The sequence below is a fragment of the Pseudomonas sp. Irchel s3a12 genome, from assembly GCF_900187485.1.
GTDB classification, from domain to species: domain Bacteria; phylum Pseudomonadota; class Gammaproteobacteria; order Pseudomonadales; family Pseudomonadaceae; genus Aquipseudomonas; species Aquipseudomonas neuropathica.
The window spans coordinates 1-24,830 of the sequence record NZ_FYDN01000023.1 but is presented as its reverse complement, the minus strand read 5'-3'; the positions used below and the strand labels follow the sequence as shown (position 1 = coordinate 24,830).

At 60.1% G+C, this 24,830-nt stretch carries 19 protein-coding genes and 1 pseudogene; 14 read left to right on the top strand and 6 right to left on the bottom strand.

The features are described from left to right. Positions 1 to 30: 30 nt before the first annotated feature. From CKW14_RS28300 to CKW14_RS28280, 5 genes are all read left to right on the top strand, one after another. Complete coding sequence (locus CKW14_RS28300; protein ID WP_095126594.1) at positions 31 to 924, top strand: NAD-dependent epimerase/dehydratase family protein; 894 nt, start codon at positions 31 to 33, stop codon at positions 922 to 924. Positions 925 to 1,264: 340 nt separating this feature from the next. Then, positions 1,265 to 2,614 carry a GntP family permease gene (locus tag CKW14_RS28295; protein WP_095051052.1) on the top strand — a complete coding sequence of 450 codons (1,350 nt, stop codon included), beginning with the start codon at positions 1,265 to 1,267 and terminating at the stop codon, positions 2,612 to 2,614. A gap of 16 nt (positions 2,615 to 2,630) precedes the next feature. After that, complete coding sequence (locus CKW14_RS28290; RefSeq protein WP_093442302.1) at positions 2,631 to 3,491, top strand: MurR/RpiR family transcriptional regulator; 861 nt, start codon at positions 2,631 to 2,633, stop codon at positions 3,489 to 3,491. 1 nt (position 3,492) lies between these two features. Continuing rightward, positions 3,493 to 4,950 carry an amidohydrolase family protein gene (locus CKW14_RS28285; protein WP_095126593.1) on the top strand — a complete coding sequence of 486 codons (1,458 nt, stop codon included), beginning with the start codon at positions 3,493 to 3,495 and terminating at the stop codon, positions 4,948 to 4,950. Between the two features lie 198 nt (positions 4,951 to 5,148). Further along, a complete protein-coding gene (locus CKW14_RS28280) occupies positions 5,149 to 5,517 on the top strand; it encodes a glyoxalase superfamily protein (protein ID WP_095126592.1) in 369 nt (122 codons plus the stop codon). A gap of 684 nt (positions 5,518 to 6,201) precedes the next feature. On the opposite strand, the gene CKW14_RS28275 is transcribed toward CKW14_RS28280, so the two are convergent. Then, a complete protein-coding gene (locus CKW14_RS28275; RefSeq protein ID WP_095049681.1) occupies positions 6,202 to 6,567 on the bottom strand; it encodes a DUF6124 family protein in 366 nt (121 codons plus the stop codon). A 514-nt stretch (positions 6,568 to 7,081) separates the two neighbouring features. Continuing rightward, positions 7,082 to 8,098, bottom strand: a complete 1,017-nt coding sequence (locus CKW14_RS28270) for an AraC family transcriptional regulator (RefSeq protein WP_095126591.1) — start codon at positions 8,096 to 8,098, stop codon at positions 7,082 to 7,084. A gap of 211 nt (positions 8,099 to 8,309) precedes the next feature. Between CKW14_RS28270 and CKW14_RS28265 the strand changes: the two genes are divergently transcribed. The 7 genes from CKW14_RS28265 to CKW14_RS28235 all read left to right on the top strand — a co-directional run bounded on the left by CKW14_RS28265 (position 8,310) and on the right by CKW14_RS28235 (position 18,495). After that, entirely contained in the window at positions 8,310 to 9,905 is a 1,596-nt protein-coding gene (locus CKW14_RS28265; RefSeq protein ID WP_095126590.1) for an FAD-binding oxidoreductase, read from the top strand. A 5-nt stretch (positions 9,906 to 9,910) separates the two neighbouring features. Beyond that, positions 9,911 to 11,506, top strand: coding sequence for a glycerol-3-phosphate dehydrogenase/oxidase (locus CKW14_RS28260; RefSeq protein ID WP_095126589.1), 1,596 nt, complete (start codon positions 9,911 to 9,913; stop codon positions 11,504 to 11,506). 20 nt (positions 11,507 to 11,526) lie between these two features. Beyond that, entirely contained in the window at positions 11,527 to 13,095 is a 1,569-nt protein-coding gene (locus CKW14_RS28255) for an FGGY-family carbohydrate kinase (RefSeq protein ID WP_095049685.1), read from the top strand. A 240-nt stretch (positions 13,096 to 13,335) separates the two neighbouring features. Continuing rightward, positions 13,336 to 14,625 carry a phospholipase gene (locus CKW14_RS28250; protein ID WP_095126588.1) on the top strand — a complete coding sequence of 430 codons (1,290 nt, stop codon included), beginning with the start codon at positions 13,336 to 13,338 and terminating at the stop codon, positions 14,623 to 14,625. Positions 14,626 to 14,674: 49 nt separating this feature from the next. Next, entirely contained in the window at positions 14,675 to 16,633 is a 1,959-nt protein-coding gene (locus tag CKW14_RS28245) for a DUF1302 domain-containing protein (RefSeq protein ID WP_095049687.1), read from the top strand. 163 nt (positions 16,634 to 16,796) lie between these two features. Continuing rightward, complete coding sequence (locus CKW14_RS28240; RefSeq protein ID WP_095049688.1) at positions 16,797 to 18,170, top strand: DUF1329 domain-containing protein; 1,374 nt, start codon at positions 16,797 to 16,799, stop codon at positions 18,168 to 18,170. Positions 18,171 to 18,246: 76 nt separating this feature from the next. Beyond that, a complete protein-coding gene (locus tag CKW14_RS28235; protein WP_095049689.1) occupies positions 18,247 to 18,495 on the top strand; it encodes a plasmid stabilization protein in 249 nt (82 codons plus the stop codon). Positions 18,496 to 18,791: 296 nt separating this feature from the next. On the opposite strand, the gene CKW14_RS30625 is transcribed toward CKW14_RS28235, so the two are convergent. Together CKW14_RS30625 and CKW14_RS30620 are read right to left on the bottom strand one after the other, a co-directional pair. Continuing rightward, positions 18,792 to 19,505, bottom strand: coding sequence for a methyl-accepting chemotaxis protein (locus tag CKW14_RS30625; RefSeq protein ID WP_371042694.1), 714 nt, complete (start codon positions 19,503 to 19,505; stop codon positions 18,792 to 18,794). 144 nt (positions 19,506 to 19,649) lie between these two features. Beyond that, positions 19,650 to 20,576, bottom strand: a pseudogene (locus CKW14_RS30620) (methyl-accepting chemotaxis protein); the annotation flags it as partial. A gap of 388 nt (positions 20,577 to 20,964) precedes the next feature. On the opposite strand from CKW14_RS30620, the gene CKW14_RS28225 reads away from it, so the two are divergent. Then, complete coding sequence (locus CKW14_RS28225) at positions 20,965 to 21,636, top strand: histidine phosphatase family protein (RefSeq protein WP_095126609.1); 672 nt, start codon at positions 20,965 to 20,967, stop codon at positions 21,634 to 21,636. Further along, positions 21,633 to 22,448: a phosphatase PAP2 family protein gene (locus CKW14_RS28220; protein ID WP_095126586.1), complete on the top strand. Its 816-nt coding sequence runs from the start codon at positions 21,633 to 21,635 to the stop codon at positions 22,446 to 22,448. The genes CKW14_RS28225 and CKW14_RS28220 overlap by 4 nt, the downstream gene beginning before the upstream one ends. Positions 22,449 to 22,515: 67 nt before the next feature. Here CKW14_RS28220 and CKW14_RS28215 read toward each other — a convergent pair whose 3' ends face one another. Together CKW14_RS28215 and rimJ are read right to left on the bottom strand one after the other, a co-directional pair. Next, the gene (locus CKW14_RS28215) at positions 22,516 to 23,994 is read right to left on the bottom strand and encodes a glycosyltransferase family 39 protein (RefSeq protein WP_095126585.1); all 1,479 of its coding nucleotides are present in this window, start codon (positions 23,992 to 23,994) and stop codon (positions 22,516 to 22,518) included. A gap of 29 nt (positions 23,995 to 24,023) precedes the next feature. Further along, positions 24,024 to 24,611, bottom strand: a complete 588-nt coding sequence (rimJ, locus tag CKW14_RS28210) for a ribosomal protein S5-alanine N-acetyltransferase (protein WP_095126584.1) — start codon at positions 24,609 to 24,611, stop codon at positions 24,024 to 24,026. Between the last annotated feature and the right edge of the window lie 219 nt (positions 24,612 to 24,830).

Genomic DNA, 24,830 nt, shown 5'->3' with positions numbered 1-24,830 from the left:
CCATCACTTATTCACGCAGGGAGTTTCTCCATGAACGTATTCGTCACCGGCGCTGCCGGTTTTATCGGCGGCTCCATCGCTAGCGGTCTGGTCAAGGCCGGGCATCAAGTCACCGGTCTGGTGCGCAACCCTGAACAAGCGGCTGAGCTCGAGGCACTGGGCATGACCCCGGTCATCGGCACCCTCGACGACAAAGCATTGCTCGCCGAACAGGCCCGTGCTGCCAACGCAGTAATCAACGCCGCCAGCAGCGACCATCGCGGCGCCGTCGAAGCATTGCTCGATGCTTTGCGCGGTTCCAACAAAGTGTTCCTGCACACCAGCGGTTCGAGCATCGTCGGCGATGCATCGGGCGGCAAGTCCAGCGATGTCATCTACTACGAAGACAACTTGCCAGAGCCGACTGTCGACAAAGCTGCGCGCGTGGCAATCGATAACCTGATCCTCGCAGCGGCGCAGGACGGCGTGAACTCGGCGGTGATCTGCAACACGCTGATCTACGGCCACAGCCTGGGCGTTATCCGCGACAGCGTGCAATTGCCGCGTCTGCTCAAACAGGCGCGTAAAAGCGGCGTGGTGCGCCACGTCGGCACCGGCCAGAACATCTGGTCCAACGTGCACATCGAAGACGTCGTCGCCCTGTACCTGCTGGCGCTGACCAAGAACGTACCGGGTACTTTCTACTTCGTCGAAAGCGGCGAAGCATCGTTCATCGACATGACCACCGCCATGGCCGAAGCCCTGAACCTGGGTCAACCACAAGACTGGCCACTTAAAGACGCCGAAGCCGAATGGGGCTACGAAATGGCCAATTACGGCCTCGGCTCCAACAGCCGCGTACGCGGCAAACACGCTCGCGAACTGCTGGGGTGGGCACCAAAGCGCACGTCGGTGGTTGAATGGATTCGTAACGAAATGGTGTGATCCGTACGCTACGTCCCACAGGTTTTGCGCATCCTGTCTGGAGGAATGCGATCAAAACTGTGGGAGTGAGCCTGCTCGCGAAAGCGGTGGATCAGTCGGCAAAGATGTTGAATGTGAAGCTGCCTTCGCGAGCAGGCTCGCTCCCACATTGGTTTCTCGTTCACCGAAAAGCCATGTAAATCCCGGCCTACGATTTTCATTAATCACGACAAGACATATCCGTTAGCGACACGCCTTACCTCTCCACGAAAATTACTTTCATGTGGTTTGAATTCTCGATCTCGAAATGATTTATGAGTTTCACAACCCATTCGAACGTGACCCTTTCGAGGAGTACCGCATGACGCCTTCCTTCGGCTATTGGCTTCTGGTCTATGCCGCCGTCGCCATCATTGCGCTGATCGTGTTGATTGCCCGTTACCGGCTCAACCCGTTCATTGTCATCACCCTGATTTCCATCGGCCTGGCACTGGTGGCGGGGATGCCGCCGTCGGGTGTGGTAGGGGCGTATGAGGCCGGGGTGGGCAAGACGCTGGGGCATATTGCGCTGGTGGTCGCGCTGGGGACGATGCTTGGCAAGATGATGGCCGAGTCCGGTGGCGCCGAGCAGATGGCGCGTACGCTGATCGACAAGTTTGGCGAGAAGAACGCGCATTGGGCGATGGTCTGCATCGCTTTTCTGGTCGGTCTGCCGCTGTTCTTCGAAGTCGGTTTCGTCTTGCTGGTGCCGATTGCGTTTACCGTGGCACGGCGCGTCGGCGTGTCGATTCTGATGGTCGGTTTGCCGATGGTCGCCGGCCTGTCGGTGGTGCATGCGCTGGTGCCGCCGCACCCGGCGGCGATGCTCGCGGTGCAGGCCTATCAGGCGTCGGTCGGGCAGACTTTGCTGTATGCGATCGCCATCGGCATTCCCACCGCGATCATTGCCGGGCCGCTGTACGCCAAATTCATCGTGCCGCGCATTCAACTGCCGGCAGATAACCCGCTGGAAAAACAATTTCTCGACCGCGAACCGCGCGACAAACTGCCGGGTTTCGGCATCACCATGGCGACCATTCTATTGCCGGTGGTGCTGATGCTGATCGGCGGCTGGGCCAACCTGATTTCCACCCCGGGCAGCGGTTTCAATCAGTTCCTGTTGTTCATCGGCAACTCGGTGATTGCCTTGCTGCTGGCGACCTTGCTGAGCTTCTGGACGCTGGGCATCGCCCAGGGCTTCAACCGTGAATCGATCCTCAAATTCACCAACGAATGTCTGGCGCCGACCGCCAGTATCACCCTGCTGGTGGGCGCTGGCGGTGGCTTGAACCGCATTCTGGTCGACGCGGGCGTCACCGATCAGATTGTCGGTCTCGCCCACGAATTCCACCTGTCGCCGCTGATCATGGGCTGGTTGTTCGCGGCGTTGATGCGCGTCGCCACCGGTTCCGCGACCGTGGCCATGACCACCGCGTCCGGCGTGGTCGCACCAGTGGCCATTGGTCTGGGTTATCCACACCCTGAACTGTTGGTGCTGGCGACCGGCGCTGGCTCGGTTATCTTTTCCCACGTCAACGACGGCGGCTTCTGGTTGATCAAGGAATACTTCAACATGACGGTCGCGCAGACGTTCAAGACCTGGACCGTGCTCGAGACGTTGATCTCGCTGGTCGCTTTTGGTCTGACCGTCGGCCTTTCTTACCTGCTGTAACCGGAGCACGCCGCCCATGGACATCCTCTACCAGATCCGCGCCCGTCAGGATTCCTTCAGTGCCGGCGAAGGGCGCATCGCCCGGCTGATGCTCGACGACGTTGGCTTCGCCGCGAGCGCCAGCCTCGAAGACCTCGCGCAACGTGCCGAAGTCAGCACGGCCACGCTGTCGCGTTTTGCCCGCACCGTGGGCTGCCGCGACCTGCGTGATCTGCGCCTGCAACTGGCTCAGGCCAGCGGCGTTGGCAGCCGTTTTCTCGACCCGGCGGGCACGCCTGAGCAGTCGGCGTTTTACGGGCAGATCGTCGGCGATATCGAAACCACGCTGCGCCAGCATCTGGCCGGATTCGACGAATCGCGCTTTGCCGATGCGGTGAAAATGCTCGGTCAGGCGCGGATGATTCACGCCTTCGGCATGGGCGGTTGCTCCACCCTGTGCAGCGACGAATTGCAGGTACGCCTGGTGCGCCTCGGCTACCCGATTGCCGTGTGCCATGACGCGGTGATGATGCGCGTCACCGCCGCCAGCCTGAACGCCGAGCAAGTGCTCATCGTCTGCTCGCTGACCGGCATCACCCCGGAATTGCTCGAGACTGTCGAGCTGGCGCGCAACTACGGCGCGCGCATTCTGGCGATCACCCGCGCCGACTCGCCACTGGCAGAACTGGCCGACATCGTCCTGCCGCTGCAAGGCGCAGAAACCTCGTTCATCTACAAACCGACGGCGGCCCGCTACGGCATGCTGCTCGCCATCGATGTGCTGGCGACCGAGCTGGCACTGGCCAATCCTGAAGACAATCAAGAGCGTCTGCGGCGGATCAAACTCGCCCTCGACGAATACCGTGGCGGCGACGATCACCTGCCGCTGGGAGACTGACATGCTGTACGACACGCTGATTCGCAACGCCCTGATCATCGACGGCAGCAACGTGCCCGGTTACCGCGCCGACGTGGCGATTCGCGAGGGCCGCATCGAGCGTATCGGTGACTTGCACGACGCCACTGCAACCGAAGAAATCGACGCCGCCGGTCGGGTGCTGGCGCCGGGTTTTATCGACGTACATACCCACGACGACACCGTGGTGATTCGTCAGCCAGAGATGCTGCCCAAGCTCAGCCAGGGCGTGACCACGGTGATTGTCGGCAACTGCGGGATCAGCGCCTCGCCCGTGACATTGAAGGGCAATCCGCCCGACCCGATGAACTTGCTCGGTACAGCGGCGGCATTCGTTTATCCACGCTTCAGCGATTACCGCGCGGCGGTGGAAGCGGCCAATACCACGCTGAACGTGGCGGCACTGATCGGCCACACGGCGCTGCGCAGCAATCATCTGGATGATTTGTTCCGTACCGCGACGCCAGAAGAAATCGCGGCGATGCGCGAACAGTTACGCGAAAGCCTTGAGGCTGGTGCGTTGGGTTTATCCACAGGTCTGGCGTACGCCAGCGCCTACAACGCCTCCACCGATGAAGTGATGCAACTGACCGAAGAACTGACGGCATTCGGCGCGGTGTACACCACGCACCTGCGCAGCGAATTCGCCCCGGTTCTGGAAGCGATGGACGAGGCGTTTCAGATTGGCCGTCACGCCAAATCGCCAGTGATCATTTCCCACCTCAAATGTGCCGGCGTCGGTAACTGGGGGCGCAGTCCGCAACTGCTCGCGTCGTTGGAAGAGGTCGCCAAAACTCACCCGGTCGGCTGCGATTGCTACCCGTATGCGGCGAGTTCATCGACACTGGATTTGAAGCAAGTCACCGATGCGCATCGCATCACCATAACTTGGTCGACGCCGCACCCCGAGGTCAGCGGTCGCGACCTGATCGACATCGCTGCCGAATGGAATCTGCCGCTGCTCGATGCCGCCATACGCCTGCAACCGGCCGGCGCGGTGTACTACGGCATGGACGAGGCGGATGTACGAAGAATCCTCGCCCACCCGTTATCGATGATCGGGTCTGACGGACTGCCCGAAGATCCGTTCCCCCATCCGCGCCTGTGGGGGGCTTTCCCACGGGTGTTGGGCCATTTCAGTCGTGATGTCGGGCTGTTTCCGCTGCACACGGCCGTACACAAGATGACTGGGCTGTCGGCGGCGCGGTTTGGTTTGAAGGAGCGCGGCGAGATTCGTGAAGGTTATTGGGCGGATCTGGTGTTGTTCGATCCGGCGACCGTGCGTGATGTCGCGAACTTCAGTGATCCGCAACGGGCTGCGCAGGGGATTGATGGGGTTTGGATCAATGGCGTGTTGAGTTACCGCGATGGACAGGCGAATGGCAGGAGAGAAGGGCGTTTTCTGGCACGCGAAGGTGATTTGCGCCAAGGGTTTCATTGATTCTGATGGCGCCAAAAGATCGCAGCCTTCGGCAGCTCCTATAGTGGAACGCATATACCTGTAGGAGCTGCCGAAGGCTGCGATCTTTTGACTCACGTCTCATAGTGGCACTCTGAGATTAAAGAAAGTCATCAACAGGCCGAATTGCTGACATCCACCCCGTCTACACTGTCGGGCTAATCAGTCAGGGAGCACCCCATGAGCTTCGGCAAAACCACCCCGATCCTGCGGATCTTCGATGAAGCCAAAGCCGTAGAATTCTACGTCGACTTCCTCGGCTTCAAGATCGACTGGCAGCACCGTTTCGAGGCGAACTTCCCGTTGTATCTGCAGGTGTCCCGTGGCGAGTGTGTGCTGCACCTGTCCGAGCACCATGGCGATGCGACGCCGGGTTCGGCGCTGCGTATCGAGACGGATGAGCTGGAGGCGTTTCAGCAGCAGTTGGTGGACAAGGATTACAAGTTTTCGCATCCGGGTATTCAGGCGATGCCGTGGGGGAGCCAGGACATGACGATCGTTGATCCGTTTGGTAATCGGCTGGTGTTTACCAATGCGATTTGTCTCTGAGCTGAACAGCCCCTCACCCTAACCCTCTCCCCGGGGGGAGAGGGGACTGACCGAGTTGTCTGGCGCTATGCACTGACCTGAAAGATCTGCAGCGATTATGGATTCACAGCAGCACTTTCAGGTCGGTGTATTTAGCGAACATCCCACTGTTGGCCCCTCACCCTAGCCCTCTCCCAGAGGGAGAGGGGACTGACCGAGTTGTCTGGCGCTATGCACCGACCTGAAAGATCTGCAGCGATTATGGATTCACAGCAGCACTTTCAGGTCGGTGTATTTAGCGAACATCCCACTGTTGGCCCCTCACCCTAGCCCTCTCCCAGAGGGAGAGGGGACTGACCGAGTTGTCTGACGCTATGCACCGACCTGAAAGATCTGCAGCGATTATGGATTCACAGCAGCACTTTCAGGTCGGTGTATTTAGCGAACATCCCACTGTTGCCCCCTCACCCTAGCCCTCTCCCAGAGGGAGAGGGGACCGACCGAGTTGTCTGGCGCTATACATCGACCTGAAAAATCTGCAGCGATTGTGGATTCACGGCAGCACTTTCAGGTCGGCGTATCTAATCAAGATCCCCCGTTCGGCCCCCTCTCCCTCCGGGAGAGGGCTGGGGTGAGGGGGAAATGACACACCACAAAAAGAAGCCCGCCATCCAACCCTTCCAGTTGGGGTAGCGGGCTTTTTCGTTACTCGGTCGGCACTAACCTGTCCAACACGCGATTGACGGCCATTTCCGCCACCATCACCACTTGCGCAATACCCTGCAGTGTCTTGCGGTGTGTGCCTTCAACCTGCGCGGCATGGTTGTTGAGCATGACGGTCGCCGAGCCAAGAGTTTCGCTGGCGTCGGCCAGCAGGGATTCGGTGCCTGCCTCGGGGTTGGCCATGTACAGCGTGTTGGGGGAGTAGGGCGTTGCCATGAGGTCGGCGTTCGTCGGACCGAGGTAGTGGTCGAGCGCGCGCTCGGCGGCTTCGTGGAATTTCTTTGAATCGGGGGATTCGTAGGGGGAGGCCGGGTCGGTGACCGGCGGGTTTGGCGTTATCTTGAACATAGCTGTGTTCCCTTTGTTGAGCGGCAACCCTTTGGCTACTAAACGAAAGGGTGGCAGCTGTACGCAGGTTAGTAGACCGGGGAACTCAGCTAAAAGCCGGCGCGCCGAAGCGCCCTGCGTACAGCCACCATCAAGCTCAGGTACGCGAGTACCTGTGATGAATGTACGACCAGCAGAATTACCGCCGGGCTACTAAACCCGATCACTGGGAATCAGTGACGCAATCAAGTTACGCAGCATGCTCAGGGCGCACAAGCCGGCGGATTCTGGCTTAGGCGTAGGTTACGGCGCAAGGATTTGTGGGCTGTTTCGCGTAACGCTGAGTGTCTTTAAACACCTGTGGTGCGGGATGTTTATTGCGTTCAAGTATCGAAGATTTACCTGTAGGAATTCTGGGCTGCCACTGACGCCATCGCTGGCAAGCCAGCTCCCACAGGTTTATGTGCAAGCCATGGATTTTGTGGACGACTTGGGCACTATGGGAGCTGGCTTGCCAGCGATGGGGCCGGAATATTCACCCGCGATGCATCTGCCGAAACTCCCCCGGCGGCATCCCGCGTCGGCTCTTGAACGTGCGATGAAACGACCTCGGTTCGGTAAACCCCAGATACTGCGCAATGTCCTGAATCGGCAAGGTGCTATTGAGCAAATAATGCTCAGCCAGCTCCTGGCGCAAATCATCGAGAATCTGCTGATACGACGTCCCCGCCTGATGCAATTGCCGCTGCAACGTGCGCACGGAAACAACGAGCTGTTCGGCGACCTGTTCTTTGCGCGGCAACCCCTCCTTGAGCAACTGCCGCAGGATGTTTTTCACCTGCTGCTCAAGCGACGCATCCTCCAGCGTCGCCATCAAGCCCAGCGCATGTTCTTCCAGCGTTCGCAGCAACTGCGCATCGGCCTGGCGCAACGGCAACTGCAAATACGCCAGCGGCACGACCAGTGCCGAATACGGCTGATCGAACAACACCGGGCAATCGAAAAACGCTTCATATTGCGCTGGTGTCGCTTCGGCCGGGCACGAATGTTCGAGCCAGACCCCGGCCGGCGACATCTGCGTGTCGGCGATCCAGCGCGCATAGTGCAGCCACGAACCGAGCACGTTTTCCACCAGATGCCGGCGGATTCGCGGGCGCTGATAACGGCAAGTCCAGATCAGATGCACATGGCCGTCCTGTACCTCGGCGCGGCTGACGCCCATGTCGCCGACCAGTTTCTCGAACGGCATGATCCGGCTCATCGCATCGCCCAACGTCGCGCAGTTCATGGTGATGTAACCGAGCACGCTCCACGAATTGGGCAGGACGAAATTCGCCGCGTTGAGCCCGAACAGCGGATCGCCCGAGTGTTCGCAGAAATAATCCAGCAAGCGTTCATGCGCTTCACCGGGCAAACGCAGGGTGTTGTCGCTCAACTGCTGCGCCTGCAAACCCGCTGCCGCCAACGCCGGCTCGATGGCCATGCCCAGTTGTTCGGCATGGCGCAGGTACTTGAGCAGTGGCGGAACCGAGGTGTAGCCGAGCGATTGCATGATCCCATTCCTTTGATCAACGGCAGCGGAGGCGGACGAAATAGCCTGAAAGGTAATTTGAAACCCCGACTAAAGTAAATGGCTGACGCTTGCGCGACGTTTGACTCAATTGGCTACACGAACTGGCCGGATGCGACCGTGACACTTGGCGGCCGCTGGCTAGTATGGAGGCCTGAAATATCACTGATCTGACGGCAAGAAGGACACACGCATGCGACGCTGGAACGGCTGGGGAGATGCAACCACGGTGGTCGAACTGCCGGCCCAGGGCGCGGAGTTTCTTCATGAGCGCCTGGGCGAGGGGTGCGCGCTGCCCGATGCGACGCTAGAGGCGGCGCTGGCGCGTGTGCCGAATTCGCGGTTGCAGGCGCACACTTTGTACAGCGTCGATGCCCATGACCGTTTACTGCATGCGCGGGGACAAAGCCTGCCGGACTGGCTGGCGTTGCGCGAAGGTGCGCTGGGCAATTATCCCGATGCGGTGGCCTTTCCCGAGACCGCCGAGCACATTCGCCAGTTGCTGGCGCTCGCCCATGAACAAGACTTGTGCCTGATCCCGTATGGCGGCGGCACATCGGTGGCCGGCCACATCAATCCACCGGATTCGGAGCGGCCAGTGGTGACGGTGTCGCTGGCGCGGATGAACCGCCTGATCGACCTCGATGAACAGAGCCTGCTGGCGACGTTCGGCCCCGGCGCGAGTGGGCCGCAGGTCGAAAGTCAGTTGCGTGCGAAAGGCTACACGCTGGGGCATTTTCCGCAGTCGTGGGAGCTGTCGACGCTGGGCGGTTGGGTCGCCAGCCGCTCAAGCGGTCAGCAGTCGTTGCGCTATGGCCGGATCGAGCAGTTATTCGCTGGCGGAACGCTGGAAACCTTCGCCGGGCCGATGCATATTCCAACCTTTCCGGCCTCTGCCGCCGGGCCTGATCTGCGCGAAGTGGTGCTGGGTTGCGAGGGCCGTTTCGGGATCATTTCCGAGGTCCAGGTGCGGGTCAGTGCGCTGCCTGCCGATGAGCGTTTCTACGGTGTATTTCTGCCCTCTTGGACCAAGGCACTGCAAGCCATCCGCCAATTGGCTCAGGCGCGCGTTCCGCTGTCGATGCTGCGCCTGTCCAACGCCGTGGAAACCGAAACGCAACTGGCGCTGGCCGGTCATCCGCAACAAATCGCCTGGCTGGAAAAGTATCTGAAACTGCGCGGCGCCGGTGCGGGCAAGTGCTTGCTGACCTTCGGCGTGACCGGCAATCGTCGGCAAAACGCGCTGTCGCTGAAACAGGCGCGACAACACCTCAAGGCCTTCGGCGGCGTGTTCACCGGCACCTTGCTCGGCAAGAAGTGGGCGCAGAACCGCTTCCGTTTCCCCTACCTGCGCGAGAACCTGTGGAACGCCGGTTACGTGGTCGACACCCTCGAAACCGCCACTGACTGGAGCAATGTCGACCACCTGCTCAACCTCGTTGAAAACAGCCTGCGCGAGGCCTTGGCCGCCGAAGGCGAGCGAGTGCACGTGTTCACCCACCTGTCCCACGTCTACGGCGAAGGTTCGAGCATCTACACCACTTACGTGTTTCGCCCAGCAGCGGATTACCCCGCGACGCTGGCACGCTGGAAAGCGCTGAAACACGTGGCCAGCCAGACCATCGTCGACAACCACGGCACCATCAGTCACCAGCACGGTGTCGGCAAGGATCACGCGCCGTACCTGCTGCGCGAGAAGGGCGCATTGGCGATGGACACCTTACAGGCGCTGAGCAAGCACTTCGATCCGGCCGGGCGCCTCAACCCCGGCACGCTGCTGCCGGAGTGACGGCCATGAGTCAGGACTGGAACGCTGCGTGGCGCCAGCAGATTCTGCCGACGCTGGCCGAGGAAACCTGGGATCTGATCGTCATCGGCGGCGGTATCAGCGGCGCCGGCATCCTGCGTGAAGCGGCGCGTCGAGGCTGGCGCTGTCTGCTGCTGGAACAACGCGATTTCGCCTGGGGCACCTCAAGTCGATCGTCGAAAATGGTCCACGGCGGTTTGCGTTACATCGCCAAGGGCCAGTGGCGCCTGACCCGCGATTCGGTGCGCGAACGTCAGCGCTTGCTCGACGAAGCGCCGGGGCTGGTCGAGCCGATGAGTTTCCTGATGCCGCACTATCGCGGCGGCTTTCCCGGGCCTCGTGTACTGGGCGGTTTGCTGAGCGTGTACGACGCCTTGGCGGGACGGCGCAGCCATCGCTTTCATGATGCGCAACAACTGCGTTATCTGGCGCCGGGCGTGAGGGAAAACGACTTGCTCGGTGGCACCTGTTTTGTCGATGCGCTGACCGATGATGCACGGTTGGTGATGCGTGTGTTGAGCGAAGCGCGGGCCGATGGCGCTGTCGTGGTCAATGGCGTGCGCGTCGAACAACTGCTACGTGAAAACGGCCGAGTGTGTGGCGTTCAGGTCGAGGATTGCGAGGCCGGTTCGTCACTGCAATTGCGCTGCGGCGTGCTCGCGGTGGCTACCGGCGCCTGGGCTGAACGCTTGCGCCCGGCAGCGGCGCCACGGCAATTGCGGCCGTTGCGGGGTAGTCATCTGTTACTGCCAGGTTGGCGTTTGCCGGTGGCGCAGGCGTTCACTTTCATGCATGAGCGCGACCGGCGTCCGGTGTTCGTTTTCCCGTGGGAAGGCGCGACGGTGGTCGGCACCACGGACCTCGATCATCGTGAGGATCTCGATCAGAGCGCGAGCATCAGCGGCGAAGAACTCGACTATCTGCTGGCGGCTTGCACGCAACAGTTTCCCGGAGCGCAAGTGAACGCTTCGGACGTGCTGTCGACATGGTCGGGCGTACGTCCGGTAGTCGGCAGTGCGGCGGGCAATCATCAAGACAAACCGTCGAACGAAACCCGCGAGCATGTGCTGTGGCAGGAGCCCGGTTGCGTGACCCTGGCTGGCGGCAAACTGACCACGTTTCGCCCGCAAGCCATCGAAGTGCTTAAGGCCTGCGCGGCGATGCTCGAGCGTCCTTTCGTTGACGACGCCGCGCCAGTGTTTGCCGCTGTGCCTGCGCTGGCGATCCCTGAATTGAGCAACCATCAGTGGCGACGCCTGGCCGGACGGCATGGCCGCGACCTGCCGAGGCTGGCGCAACTGATCAAAGAAGTCAGCCACGAAACGGTCGATGCTACGGACACGTTGTGGGCAGAACTGGCCTTCGCCTGCGAAGCGGAAATGGTCTTGCACCTCGACGATCTGCTGCTGCGCCGCACGCGTCTGGGCCTGCTGTTGCCGCGCGGTGGCGAAGACTATTTTGTCGCCATCCGCCAACTCTGCCAGCCTCGACTGGGCTGGAGCGACGAACACTGGCAGCAGGAAGAACAGCGTTATCGGGCGTTGTGGCAACGCCATCACGGTTTGCCGGATGCCACGCCTTGATGCCCCCAGAAGAGAGCTCCATGGATAACCACCCGAACAAGCGTTACCTGCTGGCCATCGACAACGGCACCCAGAGCGTGCGTGCGCTGCTCTTCGATTTGCAGGGCAATCTGCTCGGCAAAGGCAAGGTCGAGTTGCAGGCGTATTACTCGACGCAGCCGGGTTGGGCCGAGCAGGATCCGGAGTATTACTGGGCGAAATTGGGGGAGGCGTGCCAGCAAGTCTGGGCGCAGACCGGCATCGACCGTACGCAGATTGCCGGCGTTTCCCTGACCACGCAGCGCGGTACGGTGATTAACGTCGATGCCGAGGGCAAGCCATTGCGTCCGGCGATTCTGTGGCTCGATCAACGCCAGAGCGAAGTCGAAGGCGGGATTAAAGGGCCGTGGGGCTGGCTGTTCAAACTGGTCGGCGCCCAGGCGACTGTGGATTATTTTCGTGCTCAGGCTGAGGCGAACTGGATTGCTCAGCATCAGCCGGAAGTCTGGGCGGCAACAGACAAGTTTTTGCTGCTGTCCGGTTTTCTCACCCATCGCCTGTGCGGGCGTTTTGTCGACTCTGTGGGTTGCTGCGTCGGCTACCTTCCGTTCGACTTCAAACGCCTGAAATGGGCTGCGCCGAGTGACTGGAAATGGCAGGCGCTGGCGGTGTGCCCCGAGCAATTGCCGAGCCTGCACAAACCCGGAGAAACCCTCGGCCACATTACCGCCGAGGCCGCTCGCCATACGGGTATTCCCGAAGGCTTGCCGCTGATTGCTGCGGGGGCTGACAAGGCCTGTGAAGTGGTCGGGTCCGGCGTGGTCGATGCGAGCACGGTGTGCTTGTCCTACGGCACCACGGCGACGATCACCAGCACCCGATCGCGCTATCTGGAAATCGTCCCGTTGATCCCACCATATCCATCGGCGGTGCCGGATCAGTACAACTGCGAGGTGATGATTTATCGCGGTTACTGGATGGTCAGTTGGTTCAAGAACGAGTTCGGTTTGCGCGAGATGCAGCAGGCCAAAGAGCAGGGTATCGAGCCTGAGCAGTTGTTCGATGCACTGGTTGATGCGGTGCCGCCGGGTTCGATGGGCCTGATGCTGCAACCGTATTGGTCGCCGGGGATTCGAGAGCCGGGTGTCGAGGCGAAAGGCGCGATGATCGGCTTCGGTGATGTGCATACCCGTGCGCATATTTATCGGGCGATTCTGGAAGGGCTGGCGTATGCGTTGCGCCAGGGCATGGAGAATATCGAGCGGCGTTCGAAGGTCTCGATCAAGCGGTTGCGCGTGGCCGGTGGCGGCTCGCAGAGTGATGCGGCGATGCAGCTGACGGCGAACATTTTCGGCCTGCCTGCGGAGCGTCCGCATGTGTATGAGGCGTCCGGTCTGGGCGCGGCGATTTGTTGTGCGGTGGGGTTGGGGCTGCATGCGGATTTCCCTACGGCGATCGCTTCAATGACCAGAGTAGGGGCTGTCTTCACCCCACAACCCGATGCGCAAAAAATCTACGAGCAACTGTACAAAGAGGTCTACCTGCGCATGTATCGCCAACTCAAACCGCTGTATCAGAGCATCCGCAAAATCACCGGCTATCCCGCCTGAAAGAACACCACAAATCCCCTGTAGGAGTGAGCCTGCTCGCGATAGCGGTGTGTCAGCCAACATCTATTTGACTGACACACCGCTATCGCGAGCAGGCTCACTCCTACAGGGGCGGTGGTGTTTTTGATATCGGGTAATTGGCGCCATCGGAGACTTTTTCTGGTGAGATCGGACAGTGTCAGCGGCGGGGTCGGTTGTTAGGCTCATCCCCCACGGCACCGCCAATAAGAACGAAAAGCAATGAAGCTGACCTTCCTCCTGTTGCTGCTTTGTGCAACCGCCCCGAGCGCCTGGGGCTGGTCGAACCATACGGTCGGCAGCTATCTGGCGTTGCAGGATCTGCCGGCGTTGCGCGATGCGCCAGCGGTCGAAGTCGAGCCACTGGAGCAGTTTCTCACCGAGCAATATCCGGCCGTGCTGGCATTGTTGGAACAACAGGAAAGCTTCGCCCGCGCGCACTTCACTCAGTACCCGCCACGACCTGACAACCTGAAATTGCCCGCAGTGCCGAGTGACAATTTACGCCACGACTTTCTCACTGCGCTGCGCATCAACCCCGAGATTCACTTGGCAATGGTCATCCAGCCATTACCCGGCAAAGACCTGCCCGAGCGCGAGCATCTGCAAGCTAACCAGGTCATGGTCGAACAAACCCTGTCACCGTGGAATCGTCAGCGTTTCATCGTCATTGCCAATCACGAAAAAGTTGCCCCGCTGGCCGTGCTCGCCAGCGCTGCTGATGAGCCGGATTACGGCCACGACATCAATCTGTTCAGCGACAACCCCGGCAACGTCGGCGCGATCTACGGCTTCGGCCCGCAACCGTTCGGTGATGCGCGTTTCCAGTACAGCTCACAGGCGCCGTTCCACATGGGCTTCTTCCATGAAAGCGCGGTGGTCTACGCCGCTGCCGGTTTCCTCGAACGCAGCTGGCCGGACTGGCGCGCGTATCAGTACATGGGCCTAGCGCGACTGGCGTTTGCCAGCGGTCATCGGTATTGGGGGTATCGCTTTCTTGGCTGGGGCCTGCACCACATTCAAGACCTGACCCAGCCGTATCACGCCAAACCATTGCCGGGCGTCAACCTTGCCAATCTTCTTCTGCTGGAAGGCAAGGCAATCGCCGGTTTCGCCGCCGACAAACAAGCCTCCATCGAGCGCGTCGCGACCCGGCACATGGAAGTGGAGAAATATCAGTCGACCTGGCTGCGCCGCGTGCTGCATGCCGGTCAGCCGCATCCGATGCTCGCGGCTTACGCCGATGTGGCTCAGGACAAAAGTTACCCGCCGTACTCGGTCGACTACCTGCGCGAAGTGGTCAGCGCCGAAGCCGTCAACGACTCCGCCGCCTTCGACGAAGCCATCGGCCAGTGGCTGGAAACGGTGCCCGTCAGCAGTGATTTCAGCAGCGGCAATCAGCTGCAACGAGAAGACTTCGACCACCCGGCACTCAACCAGCAGTTGTTCAGGTTGCTCGGACATTTCGGCGCTCACAGCCGGATTTACGTCAGCGCGGGTTTGGCGCCGTAGTGCGCCGCAACGCACACCACAACAATAAAAAACAGGCAAGGAGGAACAGATGATCAACACTCGATTGCGCCTGACGGGCGCCGCGCTCCCCGGTGTCGGCCTGGCAGGGCTGCTGCAGTTGTGCGCAGTCGATGCGGCGCACGCGGTGGAGTTCAGCCTGATGGACAAACAGGTCACCGGCTCCCTCGACACGACCTTGTCTTACGGTCGTTTGTGGCGGGTGCAGGGCCGCGACAAGACTAACGATGACGTCAACACCAACGACGGCAATCGCAACTTCGATACCGGGCTGGTTTCCGAGGTGTACAAGATCACCTCCGAGCTTGAGGCCAACTATCAGAACTACGGCGTGTTCGTGCGCGGCACCGCGTTTTACGACACGCAACTGATGGACAAGCGCAACGACTACTACGACAACAACAGCCCCTCGCAACCGAGCCAGAGCTACCCGCAGGACAACCATTTCACCAGCCAGACTCGCGACATCGCCGGCAGCCGCATCGAGATGCTCGACGCCTACGTGCACGGCAGCTGGGACGTCGCGCAGATGCCGGTGACAGCGCGCGTCGGTCGGCAGGTATTCAACTGGGGCGAGGGGATTTTCTATCGCGGCGGGATCAACACCACCAATCCGGTGGATGCCGCCAAGTACCGCTTGCCCGGCGCCGAAGTCAAGGAAGTGCTGGTGCCGGTCGAGGCGCTGAGCTTCAACATCGGCCTGACCGACTCGCTGACCATGGAGAGTTTCTACCAGACCAACTGGAAGGAAACCCGCATCGACCCGGTCGGCACCTTCTACTCGCAGACTGACCTGTTCGCCGACGGTGGCAACACCGGTTACAACAACTTCAGCGGCACGGCGCTCGACACGCCGGTTCCGGGATTCGGCAACGTCATCGGTTTGTACAGCGCGCTGGGTAACAACCCGTTGCTCAACTCCGCCCTGCAAACCACAGGCCTGTACGCCAACGGCGTGACACCGGCCTACGGCAACACACTGAAAGTGGCGAGCATCGGCAAGGACTACAACGCGCGCAACGATGGCCAGTTCGGTTTTGCCTTTCGCTACATCGCCGAGCAGCTCAACAGCACCGAGTTCGGGTTGTACATGGTCAATTACCACGCCAAGGAACCGACCATCGCGGCGGATCTGGGCGGGTATAAAGGCATCGACATGGATGCGCTGACCAACCTGTTGTCCGGTGTCGCCGGCAGTCAGGCCGGGGCGCTGGCCAATGGGTTGGCGACTGCCGACGTGATGGGCAATATCCAGGCGCATCGGCGTTATGCCGAAGACATCCGCATGTACGGTTTCAGCTTCAACACCACATTGGGCGAGGCGTCGGTGTTTGGTGAAATTGCTTATCGGCCGAATCTGCCGATCGGCGTTGCGGCGACCAACGATTTGATTGGCGACCTGGCCAACGGCGCGGCGGCGGCAGTGACGGGCAAGTCGATCAACGTCGGCGGGCAGATGGTCACCCTCGACAGCCAGATCAATAACGCCGAGCGCGTCGAAGCGTTCAACACCTCGCTGGGGACCATCTACAACTTCGGCCCCACGGCTTCGTTCGACTCGCTGTTCGGCATCTTCGAACTGGCCTCCGAACACCTGCGCGGCAGCAGTCTGCAGTACACCGCGTATGACGGCAGCCGTCGCTTCTACGCCGGCACCGGTAACTATTCCTATGTGTCTGGCGGTGATCGCGACGATCAGGTCAACCGCAATTCCTACAGCTACACGGCGATGCTCAACGGCACCTGGAACGATGTGTACGCCGGGGTCAACGTCTCGCCGTACATCGTTTACAAGGACGACTTCGAGGGCAACAGCTATCAGGCCGGCAACACCATCGAAGGTCGCAAGGCTTACACGCTGGGGATCAAGGCCAACTACCAGAACAAGCTCGAAGCCGAACTGCAATACACCGAGTTCTATGGCGGCGGGCAAAACAACGGCATTCGCGACCGCGACAACGTCGGGTTCAACCTCAAGTATTTCCTTTGATATCCAGAACACAGGCGCACCCCCTGTAGGAGTGAGCCTGCTCGCGATAGCGGATTTTCAGTCGCTGTAGATGTTGTCTGACACACCGCTATCGCGAGCAGGCTCACTCCTACAGGGGATCTACGGTGATTTGCAGACCTCACTCCCGTTTCGGAGATCGATTATGTTTCACACTTCAAGATTGACCAAAGCTTCGCTAGGGCTTGTGTTGGGCCTTGCCGCCAGCACCGCTCTGGCCGCCATCACCCCACAACAAGCCGAACAACTGAAAACCACCCTGACCCCCATGGGCGCCGAGCGTGCCGGCAACGCCGCCGGCACCATCCCCGCGTGGACCGGCGGCATCACCCAAGCCCCGGCCGGCTACAAACCCGGCCAGCACCACCCCGATCCCTACGCGGCGGACAAACCGCTGTTCACCATCACCAAAGCCAATCTCGACCAGTACAAAGCCCACCTCAGCCCCGGTCAGATCGCGCTGTTCAACAGCTACCCCGACACTTTCCAGATGCCGATCTACCCATCCCGGCGATCCGGCTCAGCGCCGCAATGGCTGTACGACAACACCCTCAAGAATGCGACCTCGGCCAAATTGCTCGAAGGCGGCAGCGGCTTCTCCGATGCTTACGGCGGCGTGCCGTTCCCGGTGCCCAAGGACGGCGTTGAAGTGCTGTGGAACCATATCACTCGCTATCGCGGTATCTACGTCGTGCGCCGCGCCTCCGAAGCGCCGGTCCAGCGCAACGGCAGTTTCGCGCTGGTGACCTCGCAGCAGGAAGCGCTGTTCAATTACTACCGCCCGAACGGCCAGTTCGCCGACCTGAAGAACATCCTGTTCTACTACCTCGCCTTCGTGAAAAGCCCCGCACGATTGGCCGGCGGTGCCGCACTGGTGCACGAAACCCTCGACCAACTCAAAGACGCACGCCAAGCCTGGATCTACGACGCCGGCCAACGTCGCGTGCGCCGCGCACCGAACCTCGCCTACGACACGCCGATCGCGTCCTCCGATGGACTGCGCACCGCCGACGACACCGACCTGTTCAACGGCTCGCCGGACCGCTACGAGTGGAAGCTCAAGGGCAAACAGGAAATCTACATCCCCTACAACAACTACAAAGTCGCCAGCCCCGAGGTGAAATACGCGCAACTGCTCACCCCGGGCCACCTCAACCCGCAATACACCCGCTATGAACTGCACCGCGTGTGGGTGGTGGAAGGCAACCTGAAACCGGGCTCGCGGCACATCTACTCCAAACGCGTGCTGTTCCTCGATGAGGATAGCTGGGGCGCGGCACTGGTCGATCAGTACGATGGGCGAGGGGAGTTGTGGCGCGTATCGATGGCCTACCTGAAAAACTTCTACGACCTGCCGACCACGTGGAGTGCGCTGGATGTTTTCCACGATTTGCAGGCGCGTCGTTACTACGTGCAGAACCTTGATAACGAAGAAGCGGAGACGGTGGATTTCGCGCAGCCGGTGCCGGAGGATGCTTACTTCATGCCGTCGGCGTTGCGGCAGCGGGGTACGCGGTAAGTGATTGCGCTGGCTGTTCTTGGGCGGATGGATGTTAGTCTCGATCAATGATTTTTAGTTGATAGCAGGAGTCATCATGGCCAGCATCACAATTCGAAATATTGATGGTCCGCTCATGGATCAGTTACGGATTAACGCGGCCCGGAACGGAAATTCCATCGAGGAAGAAGCTCGCATGATTCTGGGGCGAGCATTGATTAGAAGGGATAGCGCTGGAGGCTTGGGTAGCCGGATTCGCCAGCGCTTTTCCTCGGTCGGAGGGATCGACCTTGGTTTGCCTTCACGGCAGGAAAAAGCCAGGGTTATGGATTTTCCAGATTGCTGATGCTCGAAATGCGCACGCGCTGAAGAATACCTTCATGTAGGAGCTGCCGAAGGCTGCGATCTTTTGATCTGGCTTCTGATTTGTTCAAAAGCGAAGATCAAAAGATCGCAGCCTGCGGCAGCTCCTACATTAGGCGGAGTTTTTTCCGGGACATCGGGGTGATGGGGCGGACGCAATCGCGAGCAGGCTCACTCCTACATGGGAATTGGCGTCGCCCACATAATCTGTGATCGACGCGTTACCTGTAGGCCTTCGCCTGCTCGCGATTCGGTTGTAGCTTCAGCGCGAAATCAGGATCAAACGCGGAAGTGGCTGACCATCTGCTGCAACTGACCACCCAGACGCGCCAGTTCAACACTCGACGCCGCCGTCTCATCACTCGCCGCAGCGGTCTGTTCCGACACGTCGCGCACGTTGATGATGCTGCGGCTGATCTCTTCAGCCACGGCGCTCTGCTGTTCGGCAGCAGCAGCGATCTGCTGGTTCATCGACTGGATGTTCGACACCGTACGGGTGATGTTTTCCAGCGATGCACCAGCCTTGCGCGTCAGCGCCACGCTGCTGTCGGTCAGCGCACGGCTGTTGCTCATCACGGCCGAGACTTGCTGGGTGCCGTTCTGCAGACCGGCGACCAGGCCTTCGATTTCTTCGGTGGATTTCTGCGTACGCTGGGCCAGACCACGAACTTCATCGGCGACCACGGCAAAACCACGACCGGCTTCACCGGCACGTGCGGCTTCGATCGCGGCGTTGAGGGCCAGCAGGTTGGTCTGTTCGGCCACTGCCTTGATCACGTCCATGACGCTACCAATCTTGTCGCTTTCCTGTTGCAGCACGCTCATGGCTTCGGTGGAACGCACCACTTCGCTGGCCAGACGTTCGATCTGGGCGATGGCTTCGTTGACCACTTTGTCGCCTTCACGGGCTTCGCCGTCAGCGGCGGCAGCGGCTTGTGAGGCTTCTTCGGCGTTGCGCGCGACTTCCTGCACGGTGGCGGTCATTTCGTGCATTGCGGTGGCGACCTGATCGGTCTCGACTTTCTGGCTGTTCACACCGGCGCTGGTCTGCTCGGTCACAGCGGACAGTTCTTCGGCGGCGCTGGCGATCTGGGTGACGCCGTCGCGGATACCGCTGATCAAGTCACGCAGGGTCACGCCCATGCGTGCGATGCCTTGTTGCAGCACGCCGAGTTCGTCGCGGCGGGTGACGGTGACGTTCTGGGTCAGGTCGCCGCTGGCGATGCGCTCGACCACGGCCAGGGTTTCTTGCAGCGGACGGGTGATCTGACGGGTGATGATTACCGCAGCAATCACGCCGACCAACAGCGCCAGCAGGGTGCTGATCAACTGGAAAGTACGTGCCTGAGCGCTTTCTACATCACGACGATCAAGCTGGATCTGATACAGCTGCTCGCTCGTAGTGACGATGGCGGCGCCCTGATCAGTCATTTCTTTGCGCGCCTGCACCGCGTCGGTGTTGGCGTTTTTGTACGCCATCAATGCGCTGCGATAGTTGACCAGTGCGGTTTCCAGTTGACGCAGGGCGTCTTGCTGCGAGTCAGCAAAATGCACGTTCAGTTGCTTGAGGCTGGCAATGGCGGCGTCGATCTGGCGGACGGCTTTCTGCTCGGTTTCGGCGTTGCTGGTGGCGGTGTAGCCGCGCACTTCGTAGCGCGCGAGGATGAACGCTTCCTTGGCGGCGGTTATCGCCTGGAACTGTTCGAAACGCTGCTCGCTCATGTCCATCTGCTGCACGCGTTTGCTGATCGATTCGATCTGGTTGTACGCGGTCTCGGCACTCACGCTCATGCTGTCGCGCGCGCTGTTGCCGGTGCGATAGGCGTTGCGCATTTTGTTCAGCGAGGTCTGGTATTCAGCGATGGTCGCTGCCTGCTCTTTGAGCAGTTTGACGTTTTCCGGGCTCTTGAAGCTGTTGATCAGCTTCTGTTGCTGCGCGGCGAAGCTTTCGAGGGTGGTTTGCACATTCTGTGCGGCGGTTTCATCGCCATTGGTCAGCATGTATTGCAGGCGCACCACGCGCAGTTTGGTCAAACCGGCATTGAGCTGGGTGATGTCACTCATCCAGTTGCTGCGGTCGATCAGGCCACCGAGGCTGGTCCAGCCCGTCAGGGCCAGCACGCAGGTCAGGGCCAGCACGAGGCCGAAGCCCAGGCCCAGTTTCATGTTCACGCTGATGTTGCCGAACCAGCTATTCATCAAAAATCCTCCAGAAACGTTGGGTTTCTTGTCGTCGGTTAGGCTGGAAGATTGTTGTTTTTTTGAGCCAGCAAGGGTGTTAGCAGGACTGTATCGGCCGCATTTCCCAGAGCTGAAAGGATTTTGTCCTACGGAATTTGTAACACCGGATCCCAAGACTTTTTTCACATGGGTTTCACTGGCTGCCCACGCGCGCCTCTGTACCTTCGCCGCATCGAATGAACCCGAGATGCACAGTGGCGAGGCGGTTTTTGTGGAATTGAGACTGAGTCTGTTCGGCGTCAAACGCTCGATCGATCTGAGCTTTTTAGCGCGTTTTCGCAACACTTGGGTGGTGTTGGCGGCATCAGTGTTGGTGATCCCGCTGACTCTGTGGTTGCTGGCGCCGGCGGCGGTGCCGGACCTGGCCCACGGCAATGTCGCCGGTGCGCAAGCGTTGGCGACAGGTTGGGCTAAGGGTGAGATGATCGTGCTGGTGCGTCATGTCGAGCGCTGCGATCACTCCAAAGCTGCCTGCCTGAGTGGCAATGACGGTATTACCGATCGCTCGCGCAGTGTCGCGGTGGCGGTTGGTGCCGGGTTCGAACAACTGGGCCTGAACAACGCCGACATCTACAACAGCCCGTCTATGCGCACGGTGCAGACGGCCGGCTACATGTTCAATCATGCCGCCAGCGGTGACGACTGGTTGATCAACTGCCGGGGGCGCATGTTGCAGGATGCGCTCGCCCACAAGATCCCGGGGCGCAACCTGATTCTGGTGACCCACAGCGAGTGCATGGCGCAAATCGAGAAAGACCTCAACGTACCGACTTCGAGCGCGGGTTATGGCTCGTCGTTGTTTGTCTCCGCTGCCAGCCCGGCGGCTCCCAAGATGCTCGGCTTTATTGAAGCCTCCGACTGGCGCACGGTGAATACCCGATGAAATCCCGCTTCTACGCTTACAACTTTGGTATTCCGCTCGCTTGTGCGGCGCTGGTGTTCCTGATGTTCGACATGACCAAAATCGACATCGCCTTCAGTAACCTGCTGTTCGATCCGCTGACCCAGACCTTCCCGCTCGACAAAATCCACTTCTTTGAAAAGCTCACGCACAAATGGGCGCGGATCATTCCCAACTGGACGGCGGAAATCGCCCTGATCGGCGCGCTGCTATCGGTGCTCTGGCCGTTGGTCAATCCGTACAAACGTCCGCGACTCGGCGCAATGCTGGAGCGCAGCAAAGTCGCGCCAGTGCTGCGATTTGCCGCTGATCACCGTAGGGATTTTCTGTTTGTGGTGGTCGCATTTGCCGTTTGCACCGGGGTGATTCACTTCCTCAAATCCCACACCAGCGTTTACTGCCCGATCGAGACCACGCTGTACGGCGGCAAAATGGCTCACGTTGAGTGGTACAGCAATTTTCAACTGTTCCATGAAGCGGGTAGTGGCCGGTGCTGGCCGGGTGGTCATGCGTCGGGCGGCTTCACCATGCTGGCGCTGTATTTCGTGGCGCGACGTTATCAATGGCGTTTTTCCAGTGCCATCTTGTGGGGTTCGCTGCTGCTGGGATTGGTTTACGGCACCACCCGCGTCCTGCAGGGCTGGCATTACATGTCCCACACGTTTTGGGCCGGAATCTTTGTCTGGCTGGCGTGTTTGCTGACAGCGTTGGCGTTCTATGGGCGGGCTCGGCTGGATTTGCCAGTGCTGGGCAAGCGTGAGCAGAAAGCTTTCAGTGCTGAGGTCTCTCTCTGAACCCGTTCGGATCAAATGAAAAACCCGCCAATCATCGGCGGGTTTTTTTATGGGGCTGCGCAGGCCCTCAATAGCCGACGAAGTAATACGGTTGTCGTCCGACTATCATGGTCTTGAGCACTTTCAATGGGGCTGCGGGTTCGCTGTCGCCGGCCATCACCGCGACATGCGAGGGTGATGCCGCGAGAAAATCTCGTAACTGCGCTTCGGTATCCAGGCCTTTGAGTACTTGCTGGGTATAGAAGACCGTGGCGCCACCGACCCGCTCATTGGCCTGAAACAGCGCGACTTGGTGCCCGGCGGTTTGCAGCGATTGAATCTCTGCACTCAACGGCAGGAACGAAAGCTTTTTGTCGGCATGAGGCAACGCCCACTGCGCGGCGGCGAGGTAACTGCCGATCACCAGCGTGAGCACACCGACTGCCAGTGTCTGACGCTGCCGGGCAATTCGGCCTACGAATCCATTACCGGATTCATACTGCTTCAAGCGCTCGAACAGCACGCCTGCATACTCCGCTGCGATCACCGCGGCGGCCGGTGTCATCGACATCAGGTACACCGTGCGTTTGCTCGACGCCAACGTCAGCATGATGAACTGCGCCACGATCCACAGGCTGAAAAACAGCAGGTAACGATTGGCCTTCAGGTGTTTGCGGAAATGCCAGAGCCCCAGGTACACCAGAATATTCCACGGCAGAAAGGCTTCCGGCAGTTTGGCGAGGTAGTAGTAGAACGGTTCGTAGTGCCCGGCCTCGACGAACGAACCGCTGAAGCGCCCGACGCTGTTGGTCAGCAGCACTTCTCTGACGGCCTGTGCGCCGCCGTGCTGGAAGAGGATGACGAGCCAGATCAGCAGCGGAATCAAACCGAGCAGGGTCAGGAAACCCGGTCGCAGCCAGTCAGCGATTTTCAGTCGTTGGTCCATCAGGTTGTCGGCCAGCAGATAGGCAAAAATCACCACTCCCGGCATGGCCAGCCCCAGCACACCTTTGCTCAACGTGGCGATGGCGATCCCGACGACAAACAGCAGCGAGTTGCCCAGAGTCGATGCCCGCTGCGCCTGATAAAAGACCAGCAGCGCGGTGGTCACGCCGAGTGCGAGCAGCGCATCCTCACCGACGCCGCGCACATTGCTCCAATAACTGGCCATGGTCGCGAGCAGAATGCCTGCGGTCCAGGCAATCATTTTCGGTCGCTCGAAACGCCGTAACATGCCGTACAGCAGCATCACACTGAGCAAACCGGCAACGGCCGACGCCAGCCGCACGGCCCACGGTGAAACACCGAACACGCGCATGGCGCCAGCATCCAGCCACAGGCTCAGCGGTGGTTTTTCCAGAAACGGTTCGCCGAACAACCGAGGCGTCACCCAGTCGTCGTCCAAGTGCATCTCCATGGCGATACCGGCGACGCGGGCCTCAGTGGAGCCTTGCAATTGGTGGCCACCCAGCGCGAAGAAAAACAGCAGGGCGGCAAGCAGAAACAGCGAAGTGGCGGCACGCGACATAGGTTTCAGGCAACCGGAAGGGGCGGGAGGCCTGAGCATACGTCGGCAATCCTGAACAAATTGTGAAGCTAGGCCAGTTGTCGCGACCAACGCTTCTCCGGCGTTTCGAACAGCGGATTGACCAGCGCCGTCAGCACATGATCCTGCCAGCGCCCGGCAATGTTCAGATACGCCTTGGCGTAACCCTCGCGCTCGAAGCCCAGGCGCTCCAGCAAACGTGCACTGCGCTCATTGCCGGGAATGTAGTTGGCCATGATCCGGTGCAGGTTCTGGCTGTCGAACATGTAAGCGATGCCAGCCTCCAGCGCTTCCTGCATCAAGCCCTGACCCTGTTGGGCCTCGTCGATGTGATAACCCAGATAACACGCCTGAAAGGCTCCGCGAATGATGCCGCTGAAATTGCAGGCGCCGATCATCTGCTGGCCGTCCGGGGTCAGCAGCGCGAAATGCATGGCCAGCCCGGCCTCGAATGCGCTGGCCTGCACGTCAAGGCGCCGGCGAATTTGCTCGGTGGAAAAATATTCAGTGGTGCGGATGGGCGACCATGGCGCCAGGTGGCGCAGGTTGCGTCGGTAGAACTCGCTTTCCAGCTCGGCCTGCTCCGGTGCAAGTATCGCGAGCGTCAGGCGTTGGCAGGGCAGGGTCAACAGCGGCATCGGGCGCTCCGGCTTGTGGGATCTGCTCGCAGAGTCGCGCAATCACTGGGGTTACGGCAAGTTGTGACGAAGAAGGGGTTTTGTTTCAGGCAAAAAAAAGGTTCTTCACGGAATCCCGGGAAAGACAGAAACAAGAACGCCGATTTGATTGATGATGTTCGTGCGAGCAAACACATCTAACAAACCGGCGTTCTTATGCGCGATATTAATACTTTCCTT

Excerpts from the sequence above, each read along its gene's own strand:
- CKW14_RS28260 (WP_095126589.1), top strand. The coding sequence starts at position 9,911 with ATGAGTCAGGACTGGAACGCTGCGTGGCGCCAGCAGATTCTGCCGACG.
- CKW14_RS28235 (WP_095049689.1), top strand. The coding sequence starts at position 18,247 with ATGGCCAGCATCACAATTCGAAATATTGATGGTCCGCTCATGGATCAG.
- CKW14_RS28215 (WP_095126585.1), bottom strand. The coding sequence starts at position 23,994 with ATGCTCAGGCCTCCCGCCCCTTCCGGTTGCCTGAAACCTATGTCGCGT.
- rimJ (WP_095126584.1), bottom strand. The coding sequence starts at position 24,611 with ATGCCGCTGTTGACCCTGCCCTGCCAACGCCTGACGCTCGCGATACTT.
- CKW14_RS28275 (WP_095049681.1), bottom strand. The coding sequence starts at position 6,567 with ATGTTCAAGATAACGCCAAACCCGCCGGTCACCGACCCGGCCTCCCCC.
- CKW14_RS28280 (WP_095126592.1), top strand. The coding sequence starts at position 5,149 with ATGAGCTTCGGCAAAACCACCCCGATCCTGCGGATCTTCGATGAAGCC.
- CKW14_RS28265 (WP_095126590.1), top strand. The coding sequence starts at position 8,310 with ATGCGACGCTGGAACGGCTGGGGAGATGCAACCACGGTGGTCGAACTG.
- CKW14_RS30625 (WP_371042694.1), bottom strand. The coding sequence starts at position 19,505 with ATGCACGAAATGACCGCCACCGTGCAGGAAGTCGCGCGCAACGCCGAA.
- CKW14_RS28245 (WP_095049687.1), top strand. The coding sequence starts at position 14,675 with ATGATCAACACTCGATTGCGCCTGACGGGCGCCGCGCTCCCCGGTGTC.
- CKW14_RS28300 (WP_095126594.1), top strand. The coding sequence starts at position 31 with ATGAACGTATTCGTCACCGGCGCTGCCGGTTTTATCGGCGGCTCCATC.
- CKW14_RS28255 (WP_095049685.1), top strand. The coding sequence starts at position 11,527 with ATGGATAACCACCCGAACAAGCGTTACCTGCTGGCCATCGACAACGGC.
- CKW14_RS28250 (WP_095126588.1), top strand. The coding sequence starts at position 13,336 with ATGAAGCTGACCTTCCTCCTGTTGCTGCTTTGTGCAACCGCCCCGAGC.
- CKW14_RS28290 (WP_093442302.1), top strand. The coding sequence starts at position 2,631 with ATGGACATCCTCTACCAGATCCGCGCCCGTCAGGATTCCTTCAGTGCC.
- CKW14_RS28220 (WP_095126586.1), top strand. The coding sequence starts at position 21,633 with ATGAAATCCCGCTTCTACGCTTACAACTTTGGTATTCCGCTCGCTTGT.
- CKW14_RS28270 (WP_095126591.1), bottom strand. The coding sequence starts at position 8,098 with ATGCAATCGCTCGGCTACACCTCGGTTCCGCCACTGCTCAAGTACCTG.
- CKW14_RS28240 (WP_095049688.1), top strand. The coding sequence starts at position 16,797 with ATGTTTCACACTTCAAGATTGACCAAAGCTTCGCTAGGGCTTGTGTTG.
- CKW14_RS28285 (WP_095126593.1), top strand. The coding sequence starts at position 3,493 with ATGCTGTACGACACGCTGATTCGCAACGCCCTGATCATCGACGGCAGC.
- CKW14_RS28295 (WP_095051052.1), top strand. The coding sequence starts at position 1,265 with ATGACGCCTTCCTTCGGCTATTGGCTTCTGGTCTATGCCGCCGTCGCC.